We start from the raw sequence: 21642 nt of genomic DNA, 5'->3' as shown, positions 1-21642 counted from the left end.
TAGTTTTGGACACCACGCTAAGCGAGTAAAATCGTTTAACGAGGTGAACAATGACATCAAAGACCAAACGACAAACCTATACATCTGAGTACAAAGCTGAAGCCCTTAAGCTAGCAAAAATCAAAGGGGTAAGCGCCGCCGCTAAAAAGCTGGGTATATACGACTCCCAACTCTACAACTGGCGTAATGCCGCAGAGAAGAATACGAACACCAGTCAGCGCGAAGCTGAGCTCACGGCCGAAGTGGCGCGACTCAAACGCCAGCTCGCAGAGCAAGCAGAGGACCTCGCCATTCTAAAAAAGGCGGCTACCTACTTCGCGAAGAATCAAAAGTGAACCGGTTTGCATTCATGCTTGAGCACCAGCATCGCTTCTCGGTAAAGCGTATGACTGTTGTGCTCAAGGTCTCGCGTAGTGGGTATTATGCATGGCGTAACGCCAGCTCCGAGCTTGGTAAACGACAACTGAAACGTGATGACAGGGATAGGAAAATCAAGGCCGCATTTGACGCCAGCAAACAGCGCGATGGTGCCCGACGCATTCAGGCCGAACTGGCAGATGACGGCGAGAGAGCCAATGTAAAAACCATTGCTGATAGCATGAGACGGCAACAGCTCGTGCCCAAAGCAGCCCGCAAATTCAAAGTGACGACTAACAGCGACCATCGCCTTCCTGTAGCGCCAAACCTGCTTGGGAGAGACTTTACCGCTGCGGCGCCCAATGAAAAATGGGTGGGCGACATCACCTACCTAATGACCAGCGAGGGCTGGCTGTACTTGGCCGTTATCATCGACCTTTACTCACGCGCTGTCGTAGGGTGGGCGATGAGCCCCCGAATGACAGCTGACTTAACCTGTAATGCGCTCCGTATGGCACTGTTTCGTCGCGGCATGCCCACAGGAGTCATCGTTCACAGCGATAGAGGCAGCCAGTACTGCTCACACGCTTATCGAAACCTAGCTTTGGCGCATGGTTTGAAGATAAGCATGAGCCGTAAAGGGAATTGTTGGGATAATGCTTGCGCCGAAAGCTTCTTCCACTCGTTGAAGGTTGAAGCGGTGCAATACGAGCCAATCATGAATCGAGAAACAATGCGTCGGGCTGTGTTTGAATACATCGAGGTTGATTACAATCGAACAAGAAGGCACAGTGCTCTGGGCTATATCAGTCCAGAAAACTATGAACTAAAGAGTGTTGCTTAGTAGCGTGTCCTGTATTAGCGGTGCGGATCATAGAGCGAGCAACATTAAGAAGCTCGCACTGACGCTTTATTGGTAACAGGGTAGATTTATCCAGCGAACTTTTTCGCTGTGCTCGGTCTAGCGACCGAGCACTTTGGCCAAAAAATCATTTTCCATGGTCAATTGACCGATCTTGGCGTGGAGTTTGTCCACTTCTTCGGAGCTGTCCTTGCCCGACTGAGTTTCAGAAGCAAAAATCATGGCAGCATTTTCAAGCAACTCTTTTTTCCATGTTGAGATTTGGTTAGGGTGCAGGTTGTACTTCTGCGCTAACTCAGCAACAGTTTTATCACCTTTGGCGGCAGCAAGTGCCACTTTAGCTTTGAACTCAGGAGAGTGGTTTCTACGTTTTCTAGTCATAATCTGTTCCAGTATTGTTGGGTACTATCAAAACAGATCAATCACTTAAAGTCATGTCCGAAAATTGGGGACCACTTCTGAGAATCGCCAACTCACTTCTGTCCAAAAACGAGTTCATCTGACCGACCACTTATCGCTCAAAGCGGTCCAATAATAAATTTGGCTCGTTAAATTTAGCTGTTGTTACTGTTACTGGTCACAACAGCTAGTCAGAAACACACATAATTCCTTCATCTATCTGGCCAATGGCACTGACGGGGATCTTTAGCATGTTAGCTCTGTGAAATTTTCTGGAGCTGACAATGAGAACCCCCTTGTTACCTTGGTTCATCCTATGGGTGACCATCCCAATCATTATTTTCTTTCTATTCATCTTGCCCGCCCATGCCAGTGATGGGCCATTCTATCAGCGTGGTCAGGAAGGCTGGTTTTGGTATCAGGTCATTCCTGAGCCAGCGGAGGCTGAAGAGCTCTTAAAGCAGGAATTTGGTTCCGTTGAGTCCAGTCAGGACGAGCTGAAGCCTTTCAGTGCTGCATGGTTCCGAGAGCATATGCAATCGTTTATGGACAAGGCAATTGATGAGCCAACGAGTGAGAACGTCAGAGCCTATCTGTATCTCCAGCGCGTCATGATGGATAAGGGCTCACAGTTTGCTGATGTTAGTCAGCAGGTGGTCATGGGCGATCCTGTTTTGGATGAAATCAGTCGCAGACCCTTGGCGACCTATGCTGCCAATCGGATGGATCGAGAAGCTGGCGCTCAACGGGATGTTGCTTTAGGTGAAGTAGCAAAACGGGCTGGCTTGTTCTTCTTCTATCGTTCGGATTGCCCTTATTGCCATGCTCAAGCGCCTATCATCGAATCCATGGCTTTGAACTACGGTTTCGAGGTGTTTGCTATTGCTGTCGATGGCTTGCCTTTACCAAGTGGAGAATTTCCAAATTACAAAGTCGATTCAGGACAAGCACAATCGTTGTCCGTTACGACTGTTCCTGCGGTCTTTTTAGTTAACCCGCCTAATGTCATCACTCCGATTGGCCAGGGCGCAATGAGCCTTGATGAGCTCAATAATCGAATCATTCTTGCAGCCCATCAAGCCGGTTGGATTGACGATCAAACTTACTATGCCACCAGACCTGTTCAGCCCGGCGTTTCACTCGCGATGTCAGCCCAAGAGCTTAACGAAAAAATATTACAGGACCCTGAGTTCCTTGTTCGCTATCTGCGTGCACAAGGAGGGTTATAACGATGAAAAAAGTATTCCAAGTATCGCTAATCGCCTGTGCGATTGGTTTTTCATCTATGAGCCAAGCAAGCTTGCAACAGGAGATGAATCAGTTGTTTGGTTCAATGACCAACACCACTGCGCCTGGTGTATTCGAGAGTCAACGGCGTGGTGTGATATCTGGTGGAAGCGTTGTTGTCCGTAACAGGATCATGAACGAGAACCTCGTCTCAATGGTGCCTCCGTCATTCCAAGCAGGTTGTGGCGGCATTGATATGTTCGCTGGAAGTTTGTCTTTTGTTAACGCGGATCAGTTTGTTCAATTACTTCGCTCTGTAGCGGCAAATGCCAAGGGATACGCATTCCAATTAGCGCTCAGTGCTATGTGTGAGAAATGCTCTCAGCACATGGAGACACTGCAAAAGAAAATCCAGCAGTTGAACGAGTATTTCGGCAATTCCTGTCAAATGGCTCAGGGAGTTGTGAACGATACCCTGGCTGCTTTTGGTAAAAAGGGGCAAACAGAAGCCAGCATGTTGAGCTCACTTAAAGGGGCTGGAGACGTTTTTACCAGTTGGAGTGAATCCAATGGTAAGAACCCATATGAGAACGCTTCGAGTGTCGCGGCAACTGATGTGAACAAAACAATTAAAGGTAATTTGGTTTGGCGAGCATTGAAACGTCACTCGGCATCAAGCTGGTTTGCATCGGGGGATGACCGTTTTCTTGAAGCGGTTATGTCGGTGACTGGTTCGATCATTGTTGGTGATCTTGCTAATGCCGCTGATGGCCAAGGTAAAGCCCCAAAACTGACCAGACTGAATGGCAATAAAGTGACTATTGAGCATCTAATTCATGGCGGCAACGTCGCTATGTACCGATGTGACACAGTGACGCAAGACGGTTGTCTGAACCCAACAATCACTAACGTGACTCTTACCGGGTTATCAACCCAGGTAGAAAATTTACTTCTTGGTACAGGTTCCAGTAACGGCATTATTTTTAAGTTTGCTCGAAATACAGGGGCTGCTAGCACCACCGAAAAGGCTTTTATGACCTCGGCTCCTGCGAGCATTGGCGGCATGATTCGAACACTTTCTGCATTAAATGAAGGTGCCGCTAGGTCGTTTGCTTCACGAGCAGCACCATTTATTGCTGTTGAGATGGCCCGTGCATTGGTTGAGGACATGCTCAACGCAGCTAGAAGCACCTCTGGTGTGGAAGATCATGCCTATGCGAAGTTGTTAACCGAAGACCTTGAACGTGCACGTCGCCAAATCAATGAGGAGTACGCCGCGTTACAGCGAAGATACGGTTCAGAGCAAGAGTTGCTGGCGCATTTTAATCAGGTGATTCAGACCATTCGCAAGCAGCGTTATTACACCGTTAAATCTACGGCACTGGGGGAATAGGTCATGTGGGAGATCTATTCCATTGGGGATTCGGCATTTTTAGAGCAGGTCTTGAACGCTGTCGCGATGATCACTGGTACAGGCGACTTTACTTCAATGGTTCGGATTGGCTTGCTCATTGGGGTATTGATGATCTCTGTTCAGGCCTTAATGCAAGGCGGTCGTGGGATTAACTTTCAACACGTTTTAGTCTCATGGCTAGTCTTTGCAACCATGTTTGGACCCAGTACCCGAGTGAGCATTGAGGATGCGTACACGGGACAAGTTCGAGTGGTTGATAATGTGCCCATCGGTGTTGCTGCCGCAGGTAGTACGATTTCGACTGTTGGCTTTCAAATCACGCGATTGTTTGAAACGGCGTTCTCAACTCCCGCCATGACGGAATACGGCTTTGCATCCAGTTTACAATCACTGATTACAGTGAGAAAACAGGTGATGGATCGCTCGGGGTTGGGTGATGCAAATCGTGTCGCCGGTTCGGACATCGAGCAATCGTGGTTTAACTACATCAAAGAGTGCACCTTGATTGGTATCGACATTGGCCAAAAGAACCTCGATCAGGTGCTGAGTGATCCTAACCCGATGACTGCGATTAGGTTTGATTCGCGCATTTATGGCACGCGCATCATGCTCAGTGGTAGCAGTAGCGATCTGGACTGCACCGATGCCTATAGCCAGCTGAAACTCATGACAGAATCAACCTTCATTCCAAGGCTTAAACAGGTTCTGTCAGCCTCATTGGGGACTTCGTCAGCAACGGACACTGATGACGTGATCCGAAATGCACTGAATAATCTTGGTTTGGCTTCGGTTAACACCCAAGAGTACATGACCGCGTCAGTGCTTTTGCCTATTTATGAGCAAAGCGTGACGGGCAAGTATATGGATGATCAAGCTTTCACCGCAGCCGTTATGGTTAACCAAGCGATTGAACAGCGCAATACACAATGGGCGGCGGAGCAGACCCTGTTCCAAAGTATCGTTCGTCCGATGATGACGTTTTTTGAGGGTTTCATTTACGCCATCACCCCTTTGATGGCCTTTGTGATAGCCCTTGGCCAAATCGGGATGCGAATGGCCGGGAAGTACTTGTTAATCCTGCTTTGGATTCAACTTTGGATGCCTGTCATGGCCATCATTAACCTATATATCCATTTAACTGTTGCTGGGAAAATGTCGGCTCTTGATGCCTTTGCAGGTACAGAAGTGCCATCTTTTGCTGGGATGATGCAGATGGATTCAGTGCTGCAAACCTGGATAGCTACTGGCGGCATGTTGGCGTCGAGTGTTCCGGCGATTTCGCTCATGCTCGTGTATGGCTCAGCAATAACCGCTACCCACTTGGCTGGACGTCTTCAAAACGGTGATGCCATTGATGAAAAGCTGGCTAGTCCAGATGTCGCGAAAAATGCCCCGGTGATGCAATCACAGTCAATGTTCCAAAATTCAGCCCTCACTGGTTCTGCTATGACCGGCGCGTCAAACCTACTTAGCAGTTTCTCTGTCGGAAACGCAGTGGGTTCAATGGTCGGCTCTGCAAAAGAATCCATGACTCAGGCAACCCAAGCCTTTAGTCGTCAGGTTGGGAATACCATGAGTCGAACTTTTGGTGAAAAGCTAAGTTACGACAACCTGTCGTCGGTTGGACGTCAGATCGGCTCATCTAACTCCGCATCTAGCGCCGTTGTTAATCAGGTTACTGATGACCTGCAAACACGGTATGGTTTCGGAGACGATAAAAAAGACGCTGTACGTGGCTTGGTATCTGGCGTGTTATCGGGAGGCCTAAGGGTCGGTGGCGATGGAACTATTACAAATACCGGTGATAAAGAAGTAGCAGACAAAGGGTTCTTGGGAAGATTACTTGGTACAGGGGGGAATGACTCCCCACAAGGTAGCTTGCCTGGAGTCGATAAGCCTGAATCCTCAAGAGTGCCAAAAATATCACGGTTACGAGCTGGGTTGGATCTAGGTGGTAACTTTAGTGGCCAAGTTGAGTCGTCAGAAGGCAGTTCTCGGTCTACGACCGCAAATATGCTCACTGGGGAGATGCAAAGCTTGGCATCAAGTGATTCACGACGTGCAGAGTATCGCGATGCAATGGTTAAGGACCTTTCAGATTCAAGACGTTCTGGCGTTGAGATGTCCTTGTCTAACCAAGACTATCAGTCTCTTCAGAGTTCAGCACAAGACGTTGTCACGGCATCAAACCGCTTTAGTGAGCTTGATCAGGCCAGCTACAGTCTATCAGGACAAAGAAATACTGATGGTGCGACGTTAACCCGATTAGCAGCGGATAATCCTGAAGTCATGGATTATTTAGGTCGCTATATGAACCAGCATGTTGAAGCCGGTAACCGATTACGTGAAAACCTTCCAATGTATCAGCGCTTGCTACCTGATGATAATCAGGCGTATGTGGCCGCAGCTATGGAGTCTTTAACCTATAGCAACTCTTCAACGCCCGCTGAACGCGACAATGACTATCAAGCTGCAATGACTGTTATGGCCATGGCTACTGGAGCCGATTTACGATCTATTCAGCCACGCTCTAATGAAAGCTTGTCATCAACTGCACCTACTTTTGGTGGCACTCAAAGCCAAGTTGAATCCGGTGTTCTGGGAGGCTATGAGGATGCTGCAACAGTTCAAACGCAGTTCAATTCGGCTCAATCGGCTTACCAAACCAATCTGTCTGGTATAGATGGACAGTTGAATGCGCATCAGCAACAAGCCAAGCAGGCCGTAGCTTCTGACACAAGCACCTATCAATCCGGACTAAACAGTGAAGCTGGCTCTCAGTGGCGATCTCGCATTATGGCTGATGATAGTGGAGTTTCTGGTGCTGAAATGTTCTTCAACAGCGCCAGTGCTATTGGTGATTTCAGTGGCAAGCATACTGATGCAGCACTGCATACCTTGAATCACTTTGGCGAAGACTATGAGAGTTACAAAGAACAAGCGCTTGAAGATCCTGGCTCACGAGGTTTCTTGCACAATGCAACGGTGGCCAGCAAATCAACATGGGATGGGGTAAAAGCCGCCGTTGATGCAGGAACCTCTTTAGAAAATCCTTTGACGGCGTTTAATGATGCATACAGTGGATCGAGTTCGCAGTATGCCTCCGAAGTTAACTGGGGCACTAAGTCTGAAGCCATGTTGGCTGGGGCATTCGGTGCGGCAGTTAACAATCGATATGGTGAGTTTTTAGAACAGTACGCCGATGATTTTAAACAGGAGGCATACAGCGAAGGGCAGAGAATGGGATTGACCCCGATTCAAAGTCAAGTGTTCGCTCAAGCTTTCAATGAAGGTTTGGCGGGGCGCGTATTCAACTCTGAAGACTCATCGAGTTGGTCGCCTGAAATGCTTGGCCTAAGGGAGCAAATGCTAAATGAGTATCGTCAAAAGGATGAGAGTGGCGCTTACATCCCTTACAGTGTGTCCGAAGAAGATAAAGCATTTGTGGATAAGCAGATAGCGGTTATCTCAAATGCATCGCTTGCGGGAGATTATGCTCAGAACAACTTGATCGATATTAGGGCCTATAACCAGGCTTCAGGAAGGAACTAAAAACAGAAGGTAGCCAGCTTGTGATGGGCTGGCTATTTTTTTGGCCTTTTTGGGAGGATAGATGAGCGACCGTCTGCAAATTCGTTTACCCAGTACCAATATTTTTTTTCGCTCAGGCTTAGTTCTCGACCGGTATCTTTCAGTTGTCTTTGAAATAAATGGATTAGTTCGCTTAAGCCTAAGTAAGCTAAACCGACACATAAAATTGCCCAACTCGCTTGCCAATATGCGATTGCTAAAAACATAGTGGTGATGGTTATAAGGCCGATAGGATTAGCAGTTGCTTTGAATCCCAAGTAGCTGAAAAAAACGATGGTGCAAATCAGAAATGGCAAAGCCGCTAACTTGGCAGATGGCGTTAATATTTCTGATGGAAAAAAATGAGCCGCAGCCAAAGTCGCCAGAAAAAGCCCCAGTGATATAACCCAGCAGCGTGCAGCTAAAGATTTAAGTAAGTTTGCCATCTTCTTAGTTCTCTCAAAGTGCACGGGCGGTGCACAATCAAATCATGCATCAGCATGTTAGTTCTCAAAAAGTGCTCTAGTGGTTTGCTCGGCCATAATCTCACACACAGGACATTTAAGCTGAATGCGCTGTTGAGATACCGTCAAATACAGACTACCGCATCGACACCGGTGTAAGGATGCAAGCTGAGATCTTAAATCACGAGCTAGAACCCAACCTTCATTGATGGTCAGCTTTTTCCAGGGGATCTCAGCTGGAAGAGCTGCTTCTTCTCTTGCAACCAAGTACGCATCGTAAGCCTTCATCAAAGCATCGATATTTAATTGCTTGTAGACATTGTCACCACCAATATTGACATAAAGCGCCATCAGCAGGGAGCCTTCAACTAAGGCTCTTCTGCTTTTAACAATGGCATCAGATTCTGGCAATTGACCAGGACAAGGTGACTTGCCAGTCACTTCTTTATGAAGCCTTCTGATAATGTGGATTGGCAAACCAGTATCGAGCGCGATTATGGTTGTTCTAAATCCGTATTTAATAAGCAGCGAGGCTCGGGTAAACAGCTCACTTTTGGACAGGTTATCAATCATGCATCCCCCTTGTTGTTTAGGGTTGATAATAAATAAGCGATTCTTGGGATACCTGTGCCTTTGCTCTTCACCATCTCAATCAGTTGGCTTTGGTTACCCCTTGGTTGAAACAGCATGAATGATGAGGTCGCCACTCGTTGCAGGTCGTCAACACCAGCATTAATCAGAGCATCAACCACGTCGCGTGTAAGTCCAAAGCGCAAGACCGCCTCTTGCGGATCAATTCGCGCTAATTCTCGTGCTGCGTGCAGGTACGCCAAATTTAATTGATAGAAGTCTTGTTGATTGGTTGTCATTGACGGACCTCCAGTTCATGTAAAATATTGCGATAAATAGAAAGCACTCTTTGTCCATACCAGCGTGCTCGCTCTTCGTTCCAACTGTGATAGCGGCCTATGCCAAGCTCTAAATCGTTTGGTGAAGACTTGATTGCTTCGGCCAAAATATTTGAGCCGACCGTAAGGTTGGTGATGGGGTCTAGCAGTTCTGCCGGTGAGCTCACACGATGCCCATGCCAATGCAAATTGATTTGCATAAGGCCAATATCGAGCTGGTATTTTTCACTCTCTTGCAGTGCTTGGTTTAACAGTTGCTCCGCTTCTGTCTGAGATTTGGCGTAAGTTGCATTTGAACCATTGCGAATTGCGTATGGCCATGGACTGGTCATGTTGAGACCGCGATGTGAGGCGGACTCAGCCAAGGCAACGGCGTAGAGCATGACTGGATCAATACCAACGCTTTGTGCTGCTTTTTCCCACTGATAGCCCGGAAACGCATAGACTGAAGTGCTTGCGGACATGGCTATCGCTAGGGCAATCGTTTTTGCTTTAATCGTTATCATTTTTGTCCTCTAATTCATTTCCGAGAAGCGCTTGAATGGCTTTCGGGCTTATTCTTTTTAAAGGCACTGCGCTAAAGTCGGCGATGCCTCTCGTATAAACTTGTGCCGCTTTTGACCAGTCGCCCACGGCAACCGGCGCTTGCATATCAAATCCTTTTTGCTGGTTCTGATGGTCTGCAATACCCTGTAATAGCCTTGGGTATTCACCCACTTCGTCCCGGAGCAAGTAAGCCTGGTAGCGTGCTAAAAACTCTTTTTGCTTAAAGGGGTATTCCCTGTCGTCAACCTTGCAGAGTTCAACCCATCCCCCCATGTCTGAAATAACGCGGTGAATAAACGCATCGTCAAACATCACGGATGTCCAAGCGCCAACCTGACGAACAGCCTTGTCAACTTTGTTCCAAGCAACCATCGCTCTTGAGCCAGAGTTGCCATCGATATGCTTGATGACGTCAGCGGGCTTTGGAAAAAATTGCCCAGTATCCGGGGATTGAATATGCCGAGTCAGACCGATTCGCACTTCTTCAATGCTGTAAGCACGAAGGGCTTCAAATGCGATGGATAGCAATTGTGGTGATACGCTTTTGCCATACATGGCCCAAGCAGCTCCCCAAACTTCAGCAAACTCGCGTTTATCAACCTCCTGCACTTGAACGAACCTCCCGAATACCTGGTCCGGCCCAGCTTTCAGCAATGCGGCGATTGCTTTCTTCAATATTCAATTGATGATTGCTGCCCTTTAGGCTCGTCGATGATTGCTGTACTTCATCAATGCGAACGTACTCGTCTTCCCATTGCCGGTTTAAAAGCCAGTTATGTGGCATAGGGGTCTTAGTCCGATCTTGATACTGTAATCGGTTGTCTCGTTGCTCTTTCCAGCGTGTTAGCACTTCCAAGGCGAGTTCATGGTCTTCATTGAGGCCCATGCGTAGCCATTCTTCTTTGGCTTTCGCTTTTTTTTCTTTGCGTATTTGTACATCCCAGAAGTCTTCAAACTGTATGTGGTCAACAGTTTTAACTGTTGGTTTATTGCTTCTCTCAGAGTCATCCGACCGTTGAGAGTCCCTTACCGGGTTGCCATCAGGCATAAACAATGATGAAAATTCTTCTGGTAGCCGAGCTTGAAAAGCGGCAAGAGATTTCAAAAGCGATGCCATACCAACGAAGTCGGCAGGTACATCTTTAAACAACCGAAAGGCTGCCTTACCTTGGTTTGGGTTTTCGATTGGGTTGTGCTTCAGAAAGCTCCGAATCAAAGTCCAACCGGATTCCTCGCAACGAATGAGGAACTGATCTTGTTCTAACTCACTTAACGCCTTGGCAACCTGTTGCTCATCCCAGTTCAAGTCAGAAGCAACGTAACCAATCGGCAGTCGAAAGCAGCCAAGCAAATTACAATGCGGGCATGTAAGCAAATACAGTCCTAGCAACTTCGCTGAGTCACTCCAGGACAAAACGTTTTGCTTTAGCCAAAAGCGGGTATAGACCTTGCCATAATCACGCATGGAGGAACTCGCTTTTGTGTTTACGTAAAATGCTGACCATTATTTGCCCTTAATCCTACTGGTTACTGGCTTTCAGCTCGCTTGGGCATTCGGGATAGATGTCCGGTCTTAACTGAGATCGGGTTACCTGTCCTTGCGTAGCTTGTTCGATGGGTAAAACGAATTCAGCGGGAACACGCCCTGATTTATTCAACCAAAACCAGACGTTTTGCTGTTTTGAGTTGATGGCTCGTGCTAATGCTGATTGCCCGCCGACCAAGTCAATGGCACGGCGGAGATGTTTTTGTGTTGTGTTGAACACTTCCATACCGTCTCCTGTTACAATAATAACTGTTACAAGATTGAATGTTACAGTTTAAACTGTAGATTAGTCAACAGTTAAAATTGTTGAAAGGCTACAGTTTTATTTGTAGAATACGGGCTTATGAAAACTTTATCCGAACGACTAAACCATGCCTTGCAGCTTACTGGGGTGACTCAGTCTGAGTTGGCTCGCCGCATTGGTATCAAACAGCAGTCGATCAGCCAGATTTGCTCTGGTAAATCGGCTAGGTCTCGTTACACCATGCAGATCGCGGAAGCGCTTCGCGTGAATGCTCATTGGCTCGCCACAGGTGATGGCGAGATTGGCTTGGGGGTCGGTAATGTAGAAGTTGGGCCTGACATTAAGGGAAGAATTCCTCTCATTAACTGGGTTCAGGCCGGTGATTGGACTGAAATAGCGGAGGGATTTGCCCATGAAGATGCTGAAGAGTGGCGTGAAGTCACAGGGAAAGCACATGAGGGTTGTTTCGCACTTCGCGTAAAAGGCGACAGTATGGAAAATCCAAGCGGAAAAAAATCCATACCTGAGGGAGCAGTGATCGTTGTTGATCCTGAGTTACCTTACTCTTCAGGTTCATTGGTTGTTGCGCGTTTGGATGATTCGAAAGAAGCAACCTTTAAGCAGTTGGTTATTGATGGTGAACAGAAGTACCTAAAACCTTTGAACCCCCAATACCCGGCAATACCGATCAACGGCAACTGCACCATCATTGGTGTAGTACGACAAGCTATCATCGATTTCTGGTAGCGAAGGAATTTGTGGTTTAGCCACAGTTGTTCATGAGCTGAAGAAGCAACGATTGCAAACAGCTACAACTGAGCATTGGCGCACGCTGAGAGTAAATGGTAACCGATTAGATGACCATTGATTGTTTATAAAGTCAAGATCAGCGAAAATAGCGGCCAATTACGATTAACACGACGGATTTGACAAGCGAAGAACTGAAAAGAGAGTACTTCCAAAAGTGTGTACAAATCCGTGTACAAACTAAAAGAATTTATACATGGCAAACCAAGATTTTCTTAATGAAATCAATAAGAGAAGGACCTTTGCTATCATCTCTCACCCGGATGCGGGTAAAACCACCATCACAGAAAAAGTCTTGCTTCATGGCCGCGCCATTCAATCTGCCGGTACAGTAAAAGGCCGTGGCTCGTCTCAGCATGCGAAATCTGACTGGATGGAGATGGAAAAGGAGCGGGGGATCTCGGTCACGACTTCTGTAATGCAGTTTCCTTACAACGACTGCTTGGTTAACCTGCTGGATACCCCAGGTCACGAAGACTTCTCTGAGGATACCTACCGTACCCTGACAGCGGTGGACTCCTGCCTTATGGTTATCGATGCTGCCAAAGGGGTTGAGGACAGAACCCGTAAGTTGATGGAAGTGACTCGGCTGCGTGACACCCCGATCGTCACCTTCATGAACAAGCTTGACCGGGATATCCGCGATCCGATGGAATTGCTCGATGAAGTGGAAAACGAGCTCGATATTCTCTGTGCTCCGGTCAGTTGGCCCATAGGTTGTGGTAAGTCTTTCAAAGGCGTTTACCATATTCACCGCGATGAAACCATTCTGTATCAGACAGGTCACGGTCACACCATTCAGGAAGTGCGGATAGTTAAAGGGTTGGATAACCCTGAGCTGGATGAAGCCGTTGGCAGCGACCTTGCAACACAGCTACGTGACGAGATGGAGTTGGTAACCGGCGCCTCCAATGAATTTGATCTTGAACTATTCTTGAGTGGTGAGCTGACACCTGTGTTCTTCGGTACCGCCTTGGGTAACTTTGGGGTCGACCATATGCTCGATGGCTTGACCGCTTGGGCTCCCAAACCTATGCCTAGGCAGACCACCGAGCGTCTGGTCGAAGCCGGAGAAGAGAAGTTTTCCGGTTTCGTATTCAAGATCCAGGCAAACATGGATCCCAAACACAGAGACCGTATCGCCTTTATGCGTATCGTTTCCGGTAAATATACCCAGGGCATGAAGATGAAGCATGTCCGCTTAGGGAAAACTATCAGTATCTCAGATGCGGTTACTTTTATGGCCGGTGACCGTGAGCGCGCCGCCGAAGCTTACGCCGGCGATATTATAGGTTTGCACAATCATGGCACCATTCAGATTGGCGATACCTTTACCCAAGGTGAAGAGTTGAAGTTTTCCGGGATCCCCAACTTTGCACCGGAAATGTTCCGTCGTATTCGTCTTAAAGATCCGCTGAAGCAGAAACAGCTGCTCAAAGGCCTGGTGCAACTCTCGGAAGAAGGGGCTGTACAGGTTTTTCGTCCTCTGGATACCAATGATTTGATCGTAGGGGCTGTTGGGGTACTGCAGTTTGAAGTGGTGGTCGCCAGACTCAAATCGGAATACAACGTGGAAGCCATCTATGAGGCTATAAACGTGGCAACCGCGCGTTGGGTCTACTGTGATGATGCCCGTAAGTTGGAAGAGTTCCAACGTAAGTGCTCCACCAATCTGGCATTGGATGGCGGTGATAACCTGACTTATATCGCTCCGACCATGGTTAATCTTAATTTGTCCATGGAGCGCTATCCGGATATTGAGTTTGCCAAAACCCGGGAACACTAAATCATAAAGGTGGAGCTTGCTCCACCTTTTTTATTGGGATGTTGTTGAGAGATCTTCTGATGTTTTTTATTCAAAAATGCTGGAAAAGTTACATCCGTTTTTGCGACAGCTTGGGGTTAACCGAAGATAGTCGCCGTTGTTGTATGCCAAGGCTCAGCGATCCGCCATTAAAGAAACGTGAGCAGGAAGATCCTCTGGCAGACGAACAAAAAGAAGGAAAACAACATGATCTTTGACTCCCATGCTCATCTGGATTTCAGTGAGTTTGATCATGACAGGCAAGCCCTCATAGCCGCGATGAAGGCTGCCGGTATTGGTGGGGCCATAATTCCCGGTGTTAGCCGTGAACATTGGTCAAAACAGAAAGCGATTGCTCACCAACTGCAACTGCCTTATACCTTGGGGATCCATCCCTGGTATTGCCCGAAAACCCTCATTGAATGTGATCAATCCCTTGCCGCACTGAGAACCGAGCTCATAACGGCGAATGACTCTTTGATGGTGGGAATTGGCGAGTGTGGTTTGGATAAACCCAAGGCAGAGCTTACACCAGATAACCCGGCGCATGTCCCTTGGAATTTACAATACCGAGTGCTTGATGGGCAGTTGGCCTTGGCGTCGGAGTTGAAGCTGCCACTGATATTACATTCGGTGAAGACCCATAATGAACTCTTGGGTATGCTGAAACAGTATTCACTGCCGCGGGGCGGAGTGGTTCATGCATTCAACGGCTCCTATGAAACAGCAATCGCTTATCTGGAACTGGGTTTCAAATTGGGGATTGGTGGCTTATTGCTGAATAAAAACGCAAAAAAGTTACGTGACACAGTTAGCAAATTACCTCTGGATGCGCTCTTGATCGAGACGGATTCCCCCTCAATGGCACCTCATTTCCTGCCGGAAAAGCGCAATACCCCTCTGACGCTGGTACAAATAATAGCCGAAATGGCGAATTTGCAGAAAAACAGCAATGTTCTAATATCAGAACACCTCCAACAGAATCTAATGCAACTATTTGAGCTTTAGTTTTTTTTAATGGAACAGGTGTAACTCGCATTACATGCGGTGACTAAACTTTTGAAAATTAACTTCAAAAACTTGATCAAAACGACGATTTTGCCCCGGAGGTCGGGTATAATCTTGCTCGGAAAAAGGTTGGTTAACAACATAATTAAAAAGCGTTAACAATAGGGTGATGGTTAATGAATATACTTATGAGCTTGGTAGGGGTGGTCACCCTACTCGCGATTGGTTTCTTGTTGTCCAACAACAAGAAAGCAATCAATCTTAGAACAGTCGGTGGTGCACTGGCGATTCAGGCCGCTTTCGGTGGCTTTGTGCTGTATGTGCCGGTCGGTAAAGATATCCTGAAAAGTATCTCCGACGCTGTTTCCAGTGTTATCGGTTATGCACAAAATGGTATCGGTTTCCTGTTTGGTGATTTGGCTAACTTTAAGGTCGGCTTTATCTTCGCAGTAAACGTGCTGCCAATCATAGTGTTCTTCTCTTCTCTGATCGCTGTGCTCTATTATCTGGGCATCATGCAGTGGATTATCCGCATCATAGGCGGCGCCTTGCAGAAGGCCCTGGGTACCAGCCGTACCGAGTCTATGTCTGCCACTGCCAATATCTTCGTGGGTCAGACCGAAGCACCTCTGGTGGTTCGTCCCTTCATTCCTACCATGACTCAATCTGAGCTGTTCGCCATTATGGTCGGTGGTCTGGCATCTATCGCGGGTTCTGTTCTGGCAGGTTACGCGCAGATGGGTGTACCGATCCAGTATCTGGTTGCGGCATCTTTCATGGCCGCTCCAGGTGGCTTGTTGATGGCCAAACTGATGCACCCAGAGACAGAAACTGCCAAGAACGACATGGATGAACTGCCGGACGATCCTGACAAGCCAGCCAACGTGCTTGATGCTGCTGCAGCCGGTGCTTCTTCCGGTATGCACCTGGCGCTGAACGTTGGTGCTATGCTGCTGGCCTTCATCGGTTTGATTGCCATGATCAACGGTATCATTGGTGGTATCGGCGGTTGGTTCGGCATGGAAAACCTGACCTTGGAACTGATCCTGGGTTATATCTTCATGCCGCTGGCTTACCTCATTGGTGTGCCTTGGAATGAAGCCATGATTGCAGGTTCTTTCATCGGTCAGAAGATAGTGGTCAACGAGTTTGTGGCTTACATGAACTTTGCACCCTACATCCATGATGCTGCTATGGCTTGTACTACAGTAGCCGCTGACGTCACTAAAGAGTTGCCTATGTGTGTGGCTGAAACTCAGGCGCCAATGACAGCCCGTACAATGGCGATTGTCTCTTTCGCTCTGTGTGGCTTTGCTAACCTGTCTTCCATCGCAATTCTGCTGGGCGGTTTGGGTGCCATGGCACCAAATCGTCGTCACGATCTGGCTAAACTGGGTCTGCGCGCTGTGGTTGCCGGTTCTCTGGCTAACTTGATGAGTGCGACTCTGGCCGGTTTGTTCCTGGCACTGTAAGACGGTAGTGAACAGAGGCCTGAATTCGCAGGCCTCTTGTTAACCCAATCGATTTCCAAATTAGCTTTGCTTGGCTCATATGCCTATCTATGGTTGGCAAGATGAGCAGGACAAGAGTGCAGATATTTCTGGCAAGTGAGTGAAATGGGTACTTTTGTTCAAATATAAAATTAAGTGTTCGCATTTTATTTTTGTCTTTCTTGTAGTTTTGGACGGAGAAGGTAGAATGCGGGCGCCAATTAAAAGAATGCCGCTCCAAGAGGGTGGCGAGAACCAAAGATGAATGGGGTTGATGATGAAAAACGTTAAAACTTTAGCTTTAGCCGCTACCGCGGTCGCCGCCATGTCAGGCAATGCTTACGCCGCTGATCGTTCTGATCTGCACGGCAGTGATTACAAGTGGATGCAGTTCAACCTGATGTATTCTATCGGTGAGAAGCCCGATAACCCAGCTACAGGTGATCAGCACAACTACCTGGAAATGGAATTCGGTGGTCGTTCCGGTATCTTTGACCTGTACGGTTATGTTGACGTGTTTAACCTGGGTAACCAGTACACCAACGACGGTGACAAGAACCCAGGTTCAGGCAGCAGCAAGCTGTTCATGAAATTTGCACCACGTATCTCCTTGGATGCCGTATTTGGTAAAGATCTGTCATTCGGTCCAATTCAAGAAGTTTACTTCTCTACTCTGTTTAACTGGGACGGTCTGATTAACGACGGTGATGGTACAGGTGTAAACAGCTCTTTCTGGGGTGTGGGTGCTGACGTTATGGTGCCATGGCTGGGCAAAACCGGCATGAACCTGTATGGATACTACGACCTGAACAACAAAGAATGGAACGGTTATCAGTTCTCCATGAACTGGTTCAAGCCTTTCTACTTCTTCGACAACAAGAGCTTCCTGTCATTCCAGGGCTACATCGACTACCAGTTCGGTGCTGACGAAAACAAGACAGCTTTCGTACCAACATCTACCAATGGTGGTAACGTATTCTTCGGTCTGTACTGGCATTCAGACCGTTACGCTCTGGGTTATGGCCTGAAAGGCTTTAAAGACGTATACCTGATTGAAGATGGTGCCGGTGCTCTGGCTCTGGAATCTACAGGTTGGTCTCACTACCTGAGCGCGACCTACAAGTTCTAAGTTCTGATGGGGGTGACCCAATTGGGTCACCCCCGTTTTTATTTTGCTCTGACTTAATCTTTACCTAAGCCTGAGCTATAGTGAATTGGGTTCAATGAACCCGGATTAATAGCCGGAAGCTGGTTCAGCTTGTTTATGTAAAGGTTGACAGATTTCTCGCGTTAAAAGGGATTTTTCGCGGCAAGGCAAGGAACTCGAGTTCCCCCTTCCCGGTCTTCAAGGATTCAAGTCGTGATACTCGTTATCAAGGTTGAATACCCTACAAAGATGATTTGCAGTCAAATGCAGGCGTCGCCCGAAGGCCCGGCCATAACAATAACCACAAAAGCCCCTCTGGCGCTGCCAAGACAGATTTTTAATCCTTTGATTTTATGTCTCGGAGAGCAATTATGAGCGATTTAAAACAAGCAGCACAGCGCGCCATCCAACTGATGGACCTGACCACCTTGAATGATGATGATACTGATCAGAAGGTGATTGATCTGTGTCATAAGGCCAATACCCCGGCCGGTCATACCGCTGCTATCTGCATTTATCCACGTTTTATTCCTATCGCGCGCAAGACTCTGGATGCCATGGGTGCCGATGATATCCGTATTGCCACAGTCACCAACTTCCCTCACGGTAATGATGACATCGCTATCGCGGTGCTGGAAACTCGCGCAGCAGTCGCTTACGGTGCTGATGAAGTGGATGTGGTATTCCCTTATCGTGCGCTGATGGAAGGCAACGAAACTGTTGGTTTTGAGCTGGTGAAGGCTTGCAAAGAAGCCTGTGGTGAAGATGTGCTGTTGAAGGTGATCATCGAATCCGGCGAGCTGAAAGACCCGGCGCTTATTCGCAAGGCTTCTGAGCTGTCTATCGATGCCGGCGCTGACTTTATCAAAACCTCTACCGGTAAGGTGCCGGTCAATGCCACTCTTGAAGCAGCTGAAATCATGCTGACTGTTATCAGTGAGAAGAATCCTGCTGTAGGCTTCAAGCCCGCCGGTGGTGTGCGTGATGCCGCCCAAGCTGCTGAATTTCTTGGCGTAGCCGAGCGTATTCTGGGCAGTGACTGGGTGTCTCCCCGGACTTTCCGTTTCGGTGCATCCAGCCTGCTGTCCAGTCTGCTGCACACGCTGGAACTGGCTGACGCACCAGCACCGACTCAAGGTTACTAATCCCCGCTGATTGTGATCCAAGTCTATTTGGGGACGTCAAAACTTGGTTAGTATCTGTAATAAAATTACTACACATTTGACGTCCAACCCCAATGCTGTAACAGCTTTTATAGACAAGGTTGCAGCAGAAAGGAGGCAGTATTATGTTTCTGGCACAAGAGATAATCCGTAAAAAACGTGAAAAAATGGCGCTTTCCAAGGAGGAGATCCAGTTCTTTGTCAAAGGCATTACCGATAACAGTGTGTCTGAAGGTCAGATAGCTGCATTCGGGATGGCGGTGTATTTTAACGACATGACCATGGATGAGCGCATCGCACTGACTACGGCTATGCGTGATTCCGGCACTGTGCTCAATTGGGATAGCCTGCAGCTCGACGGCCCTGTCATAGACAAACACAGCACAGGCGGCGTGGGTGATGTTATCAGCCTGATGCTTGGCCCTATGGCGGCAGCCTGCGGCGGTTATGTTCCCATGATTTCCGGTCGTGGTCTGGGCCACACAGGTGGTACTCTAGATAAGTTTGACGCCATTCCCGGCTATCAGACCGAGCCCGACAGCGAACTATTCCGTAAGGTAGTTAAAGAGGTCGGTGTGGCCATTATCGGTCAAACCGGCGATCTGGTCCCTGCCGACAAGCGTTTCTATTCCATTCGTGACAACACGGCCACCGTCGAATCGATCCCGCTTATCACCGCCTCTATTCTGTCGAAGAAGCTGGCTTGTAGCCTGGATGCGCTGGCGATGGACGTCAAAGTGGGCAGCGGTGCCTTTATGCCTACTTATCAGGCATCCGAGGAGCTGGCTCGCTCTATTGTTGCTGTTGCCAATGGTGCAGGTACCAAGACCACGGCGCTGCTGACAGATATGAACCAGGTGTTGGCCTCCTGCGCCGGGAACGCGGTCGAAGTGCTTGAGGCGGTGAACTTCCTTACCGGCAAATATCGTAATCCGCGCCTTTACGAAGTCACCATGGGACTTTGCAGTGAGATGTTGCTGCTCGGTGGCCTTGCCGCCAATGAGGCCGAGGCCCGCAGTAAGCTCAACGCCGTGCTGGATAATGGCAAGGCCGCCGAGATCTTCGCCCGTATGGTTTCTGGACTGGGTGGCCCGGCCGATTTTGTCGAGCATCCTGAAAAATATTTGCCCCAAGCCAAGATTATTCGTCCTGTATATGCCGAGCGTTCAGGCTTTGCTTACAGTATGGATACCCGTGAACTCGGCTTGGCTGTGGTCACTTTGGGTGGTGGTCGTCGTAAGCCTGGTGATGCCCTGGATTACAGCGTCGGCCTGACACAGGTTTGTGCCCTGGGACATGAAATCAATGCCGACAAGCCGCTGGCAATGGTGCATGCCCAGTCAGAAAGCGCCTTCGAAGAAGCCGCTGCCGCTGTGCGCCGAGCCATAGTCATTGGCGACAGCGCCCCTGAGAAAACACCGGAGATTTATCGCGCCATCCGCGCCGCCGATCTCCAGGAGAAGTAGTATGAAACGTACCATTATTTTAATGCTGGATTCCTTCGGCGTCGGTGCAGCCGGTGATGCTGCCAAGTTTGGAGACCTGGGTTCAGATACCTTTGGTCATATCGCCAAAGAGTGTGCCGAAGGGCGTGCCAATGATGGCCGTGAAGGGCCGCTGAAGTTACCCAATCTGAGCCGTCTGGGGTTGGCACATGCCGCCATGGAAAGCACAGGTCAGTTTGCCCCCGGCTTTGACGCCGATGTCGAGCTGATAGGCGCCTATGGCCATGCCGAAGAACTGAGCTCAGGCAAGGATACCCCTAGTGGTCACTGGGAAATGGCCGGTGTTCCCGTGCTGTTTGATTGGGGCTATTTCAGCGACAAGCAAAACTCGTTCCCCAAAGAGTTGACCGATAAGATCCTGGCGCGCGCCGGCCTTGGCGGTTTCCTCGGTAATTGTCACGCATCCGGAACTGCGATTCTTGAAGAGTTGGGTGAAGAACATATGCGTTCCGGCCTGCCCATCTTCTATACTTCGGCTGACTCTGTGTTTCAGATTGCCTGTCATGAAGAGAGTTTCGGCCTGGAGAACCTCTACCGTTTGTGTGAAATCGCCCGTGAAGAGCTTGAGCCATATAATATCGGCCGAGTCATAGCGCGACCTTTTGTTGGCAGCGGCGCCGCCGATTTTGCCCGCACCGGCAATCGCCGTGACTACGCGGTAGAGCCACCGGCGAAAACTGTGCTGGATAAGCTCAAAGCCGCCGGCGGCCAAGTGGTCAGTGTCGGTAAAATTTCCGATATTTATGCCCACTGCGGTATCACCAGCAAGGTTAAGGCCTCGGGCCTGGAAGCCTTGTTTGATGCTACACTGGAGCAGGTCAAGGCTGCCGGTGACAATACCATAGTCTTCACCAACTTCGTGGATTTCGACTCCCATTATGGTCACCGCCGCGACGTGGCAGGTTATGCTCGGGGACTGGAATACTTCGATGCAAGATTGCCTGAAATCCTGGCACTGCTGAATAAGGATGACTTGCTTATCCTGACCGCAGACCATGGTTGCGATCCTACCTGGGAAGGCACAGATCATACCCGCGAACATGTGCCGGTTCTGGCTTATGGCGCAGGTTTGAGTGCCGGCTCGTTGGGGCGTCGCAAGAGCTTTGCCGATATCGGCCAATCCATTGCCAGCTACTTCAAGCTGGAACCAATGGAATACGGCGAATCATTTATTCGCTGAC

Annotated in this window: 19 protein-coding genes and 1 pseudogene; 12 read left to right on the top strand and 8 right to left on the bottom strand. The window is 48.7% G+C overall.

What is annotated here, in order from left to right; translation table 11 throughout:
• The first annotated feature begins 50 nt into the window (after window positions 1–50).
• A protein-coding gene (locus ACMHXH_RS08075) for an IS3 family transposase (RefSeq protein ID WP_145574846.1) occupies window positions 51–1201 on the top strand; the annotation gives its coding sequence in 2 pieces (ribosomal slippage) (window positions 51–294 and window positions 294–1201; 1152 coding nt in all).
• 31 nt (window positions 1202–1232) lie between these two features.
• On the opposite strand, the pseudogene ACMHXH_RS08070 reads toward ACMHXH_RS08075, so the two are convergent.
• Window positions 1233–1600 (bottom strand): annotated as a pseudogene (locus ACMHXH_RS08070) (transposase); the annotation flags it as partial.
• Between the two features lie 302 nt (window positions 1601–1902).
• On the opposite strand from ACMHXH_RS08070, the gene ACMHXH_RS08065 reads away from it, so the two are divergent.
• The 3 genes from ACMHXH_RS08065 to ACMHXH_RS08055 are packed head-to-tail and all read left to right on the top strand — an operon-like array spanning window position 1903 to window position 7811.
• On the top strand, window positions 1903–2847 hold the full coding sequence (locus ACMHXH_RS08065; protein WP_145574818.1) for a thioredoxin family protein: 945 nt from the start codon (window positions 1903–1905) through the stop codon (window positions 2845–2847).
• A 2-nt stretch (window positions 2848–2849) separates the two neighbouring features.
• A complete protein-coding gene (locus tag ACMHXH_RS08060; RefSeq protein ID WP_145574817.1) occupies window positions 2850–4238 on the top strand; it encodes a conjugal transfer protein TraH in 1389 nt (462 codons plus the stop codon).
• 3 nt (window positions 4239–4241) lie between these two features.
• Window positions 4242–7811: a conjugal transfer protein TraG N-terminal domain-containing protein gene (locus tag ACMHXH_RS08055; RefSeq protein ID WP_145574814.1), complete on the top strand. Its 3570-nt coding sequence runs from the start codon at window positions 4242–4244 to the stop codon at window positions 7809–7811.
• A gap of 32 nt (window positions 7812–7843) precedes the next feature.
• Here the strand turns inward: ACMHXH_RS08055 and eexR are convergent, their stop codons facing one another.
• The 7 genes from eexR to ACMHXH_RS08020 are packed head-to-tail and all read right to left on the bottom strand — an operon-like array spanning window position 7844 to window position 11519.
• The gene (eexR, locus tag ACMHXH_RS08050; protein ID WP_413737937.1) at window positions 7844–8275 is read right to left on the bottom strand and encodes an entry exclusion protein EexR; all 432 of its coding nucleotides are present in this window, start codon (window positions 8273–8275) and stop codon (window positions 7844–7846) included.
• Between the two features lie 57 nt (window positions 8276–8332).
• Complete coding sequence (locus ACMHXH_RS08045) at window positions 8333–8866, bottom strand: FlhC family transcriptional regulator (protein ID WP_145574809.1); 534 nt, start codon at window positions 8864–8866, stop codon at window positions 8333–8335.
• Window positions 8863–9162, bottom strand: coding sequence for a flagellar transcriptional regulator FlhD (locus tag ACMHXH_RS08040; RefSeq protein ID WP_000210563.1), 300 nt, complete (start codon window positions 9160–9162; stop codon window positions 8863–8865). The genes ACMHXH_RS08045 and ACMHXH_RS08040 overlap by 4 nt, the downstream gene beginning before the upstream one ends.
• Complete coding sequence (locus tag ACMHXH_RS08035) at window positions 9159–9707, bottom strand: lytic transglycosylase domain-containing protein (protein ID WP_145574806.1); 549 nt, start codon at window positions 9705–9707, stop codon at window positions 9159–9161. The genes ACMHXH_RS08040 and ACMHXH_RS08035 overlap by 4 nt, the downstream gene beginning before the upstream one ends.
• A complete protein-coding gene (locus ACMHXH_RS08030) occupies window positions 9694–10356 on the bottom strand; it encodes a DUF6475 domain-containing protein (protein WP_145574804.1) in 663 nt (220 codons plus the stop codon). Before ACMHXH_RS08030 ends, ACMHXH_RS08035 begins: the two co-directional genes overlap by 14 nt.
• Window positions 10343–11212: a hypothetical protein gene (locus ACMHXH_RS08025; protein ID WP_145574801.1), complete on the bottom strand. Its 870-nt coding sequence runs from the start codon at window positions 11210–11212 to the stop codon at window positions 10343–10345. The genes ACMHXH_RS08030 and ACMHXH_RS08025 overlap by 14 nt, the downstream gene beginning before the upstream one ends.
• 55 nt (window positions 11213–11267) lie before the next feature.
• Window positions 11268–11519 carry a helix-turn-helix domain-containing protein gene (locus tag ACMHXH_RS08020; RefSeq protein WP_000451746.1) on the bottom strand — a complete coding sequence of 84 codons (252 nt, stop codon included), beginning with the start codon at window positions 11517–11519 and terminating at the stop codon, window positions 11268–11270.
• Window positions 11520–11636: 117 nt separating this feature from the next.
• On the opposite strand from ACMHXH_RS08020, the gene ACMHXH_RS08015 reads away from it, so the two are divergent.
• From ACMHXH_RS08015 to ACMHXH_RS07980, 8 genes are all read left to right on the top strand, one after another.
• Window positions 11637–12284: a LexA family protein gene (locus ACMHXH_RS08015; RefSeq protein ID WP_000854920.1), complete on the top strand. Its 648-nt coding sequence runs from the start codon at window positions 11637–11639 to the stop codon at window positions 12282–12284.
• A gap of 256 nt (window positions 12285–12540) precedes the next feature.
• Complete coding sequence (gene prfC / locus ACMHXH_RS08010; RefSeq protein ID WP_248952526.1) at window positions 12541–14130, top strand: peptide chain release factor 3; 1590 nt, start codon at window positions 12541–12543, stop codon at window positions 14128–14130.
• 228 nt (window positions 14131–14358) lie between these two features.
• The gene (locus tag ACMHXH_RS08005) at window positions 14359–15156 is read left to right on the top strand and encodes a TatD family hydrolase (protein ID WP_071475620.1); all 798 of its coding nucleotides are present in this window, start codon (window positions 14359–14361) and stop codon (window positions 15154–15156) included.
• A gap of 176 nt (window positions 15157–15332) precedes the next feature.
• Entirely contained in the window at window positions 15333–16628 is a 1296-nt protein-coding gene (locus tag ACMHXH_RS08000; protein WP_071475601.1) for a NupC/NupG family nucleoside CNT transporter, read from the top strand.
• Between the two features lie 295 nt (window positions 16629–16923).
• A complete protein-coding gene (locus tag ACMHXH_RS07995; protein WP_071475619.1) occupies window positions 16924–17775 on the top strand; it encodes an outer membrane protein OmpK in 852 nt (283 codons plus the stop codon).
• 389 nt (window positions 17776–18164) lie between these two features.
• Window positions 18165–18938 (top strand): deoxyribose-phosphate aldolase, encoded by a 774-nt coding sequence (gene deoC / locus ACMHXH_RS07990; RefSeq protein ID WP_039033648.1) that lies wholly within the window; start codon window positions 18165–18167, stop codon window positions 18936–18938.
• Between the two features lie 143 nt (window positions 18939–19081).
• On the top strand, window positions 19082–20422 hold the full coding sequence (gene deoA / locus ACMHXH_RS07985; RefSeq protein WP_101094941.1) for a thymidine phosphorylase: 1341 nt from the start codon (window positions 19082–19084) through the stop codon (window positions 20420–20422).
• 1 nt (window position 20423) lies between these two features.
• Window positions 20424–21641 (top strand): phosphopentomutase, encoded by a 1218-nt coding sequence (locus tag ACMHXH_RS07980; protein WP_044733933.1) that lies wholly within the window; start codon window positions 20424–20426, stop codon window positions 21639–21641.
• Window position 21642: the final 1 nt, after the last annotated feature.

This window comes from Shewanella sp. BJSY2023SW001 (genome assembly GCF_047314685.1).
In the GTDB taxonomy this organism is placed as follows: Bacteria; Pseudomonadota; Gammaproteobacteria; order Enterobacterales; family Shewanellaceae; genus Shewanella; species Shewanella indica.
Note: the sequence above shows the minus strand (reverse complement) of the source record. Positions and strands in the feature narration are given on the sequence as shown.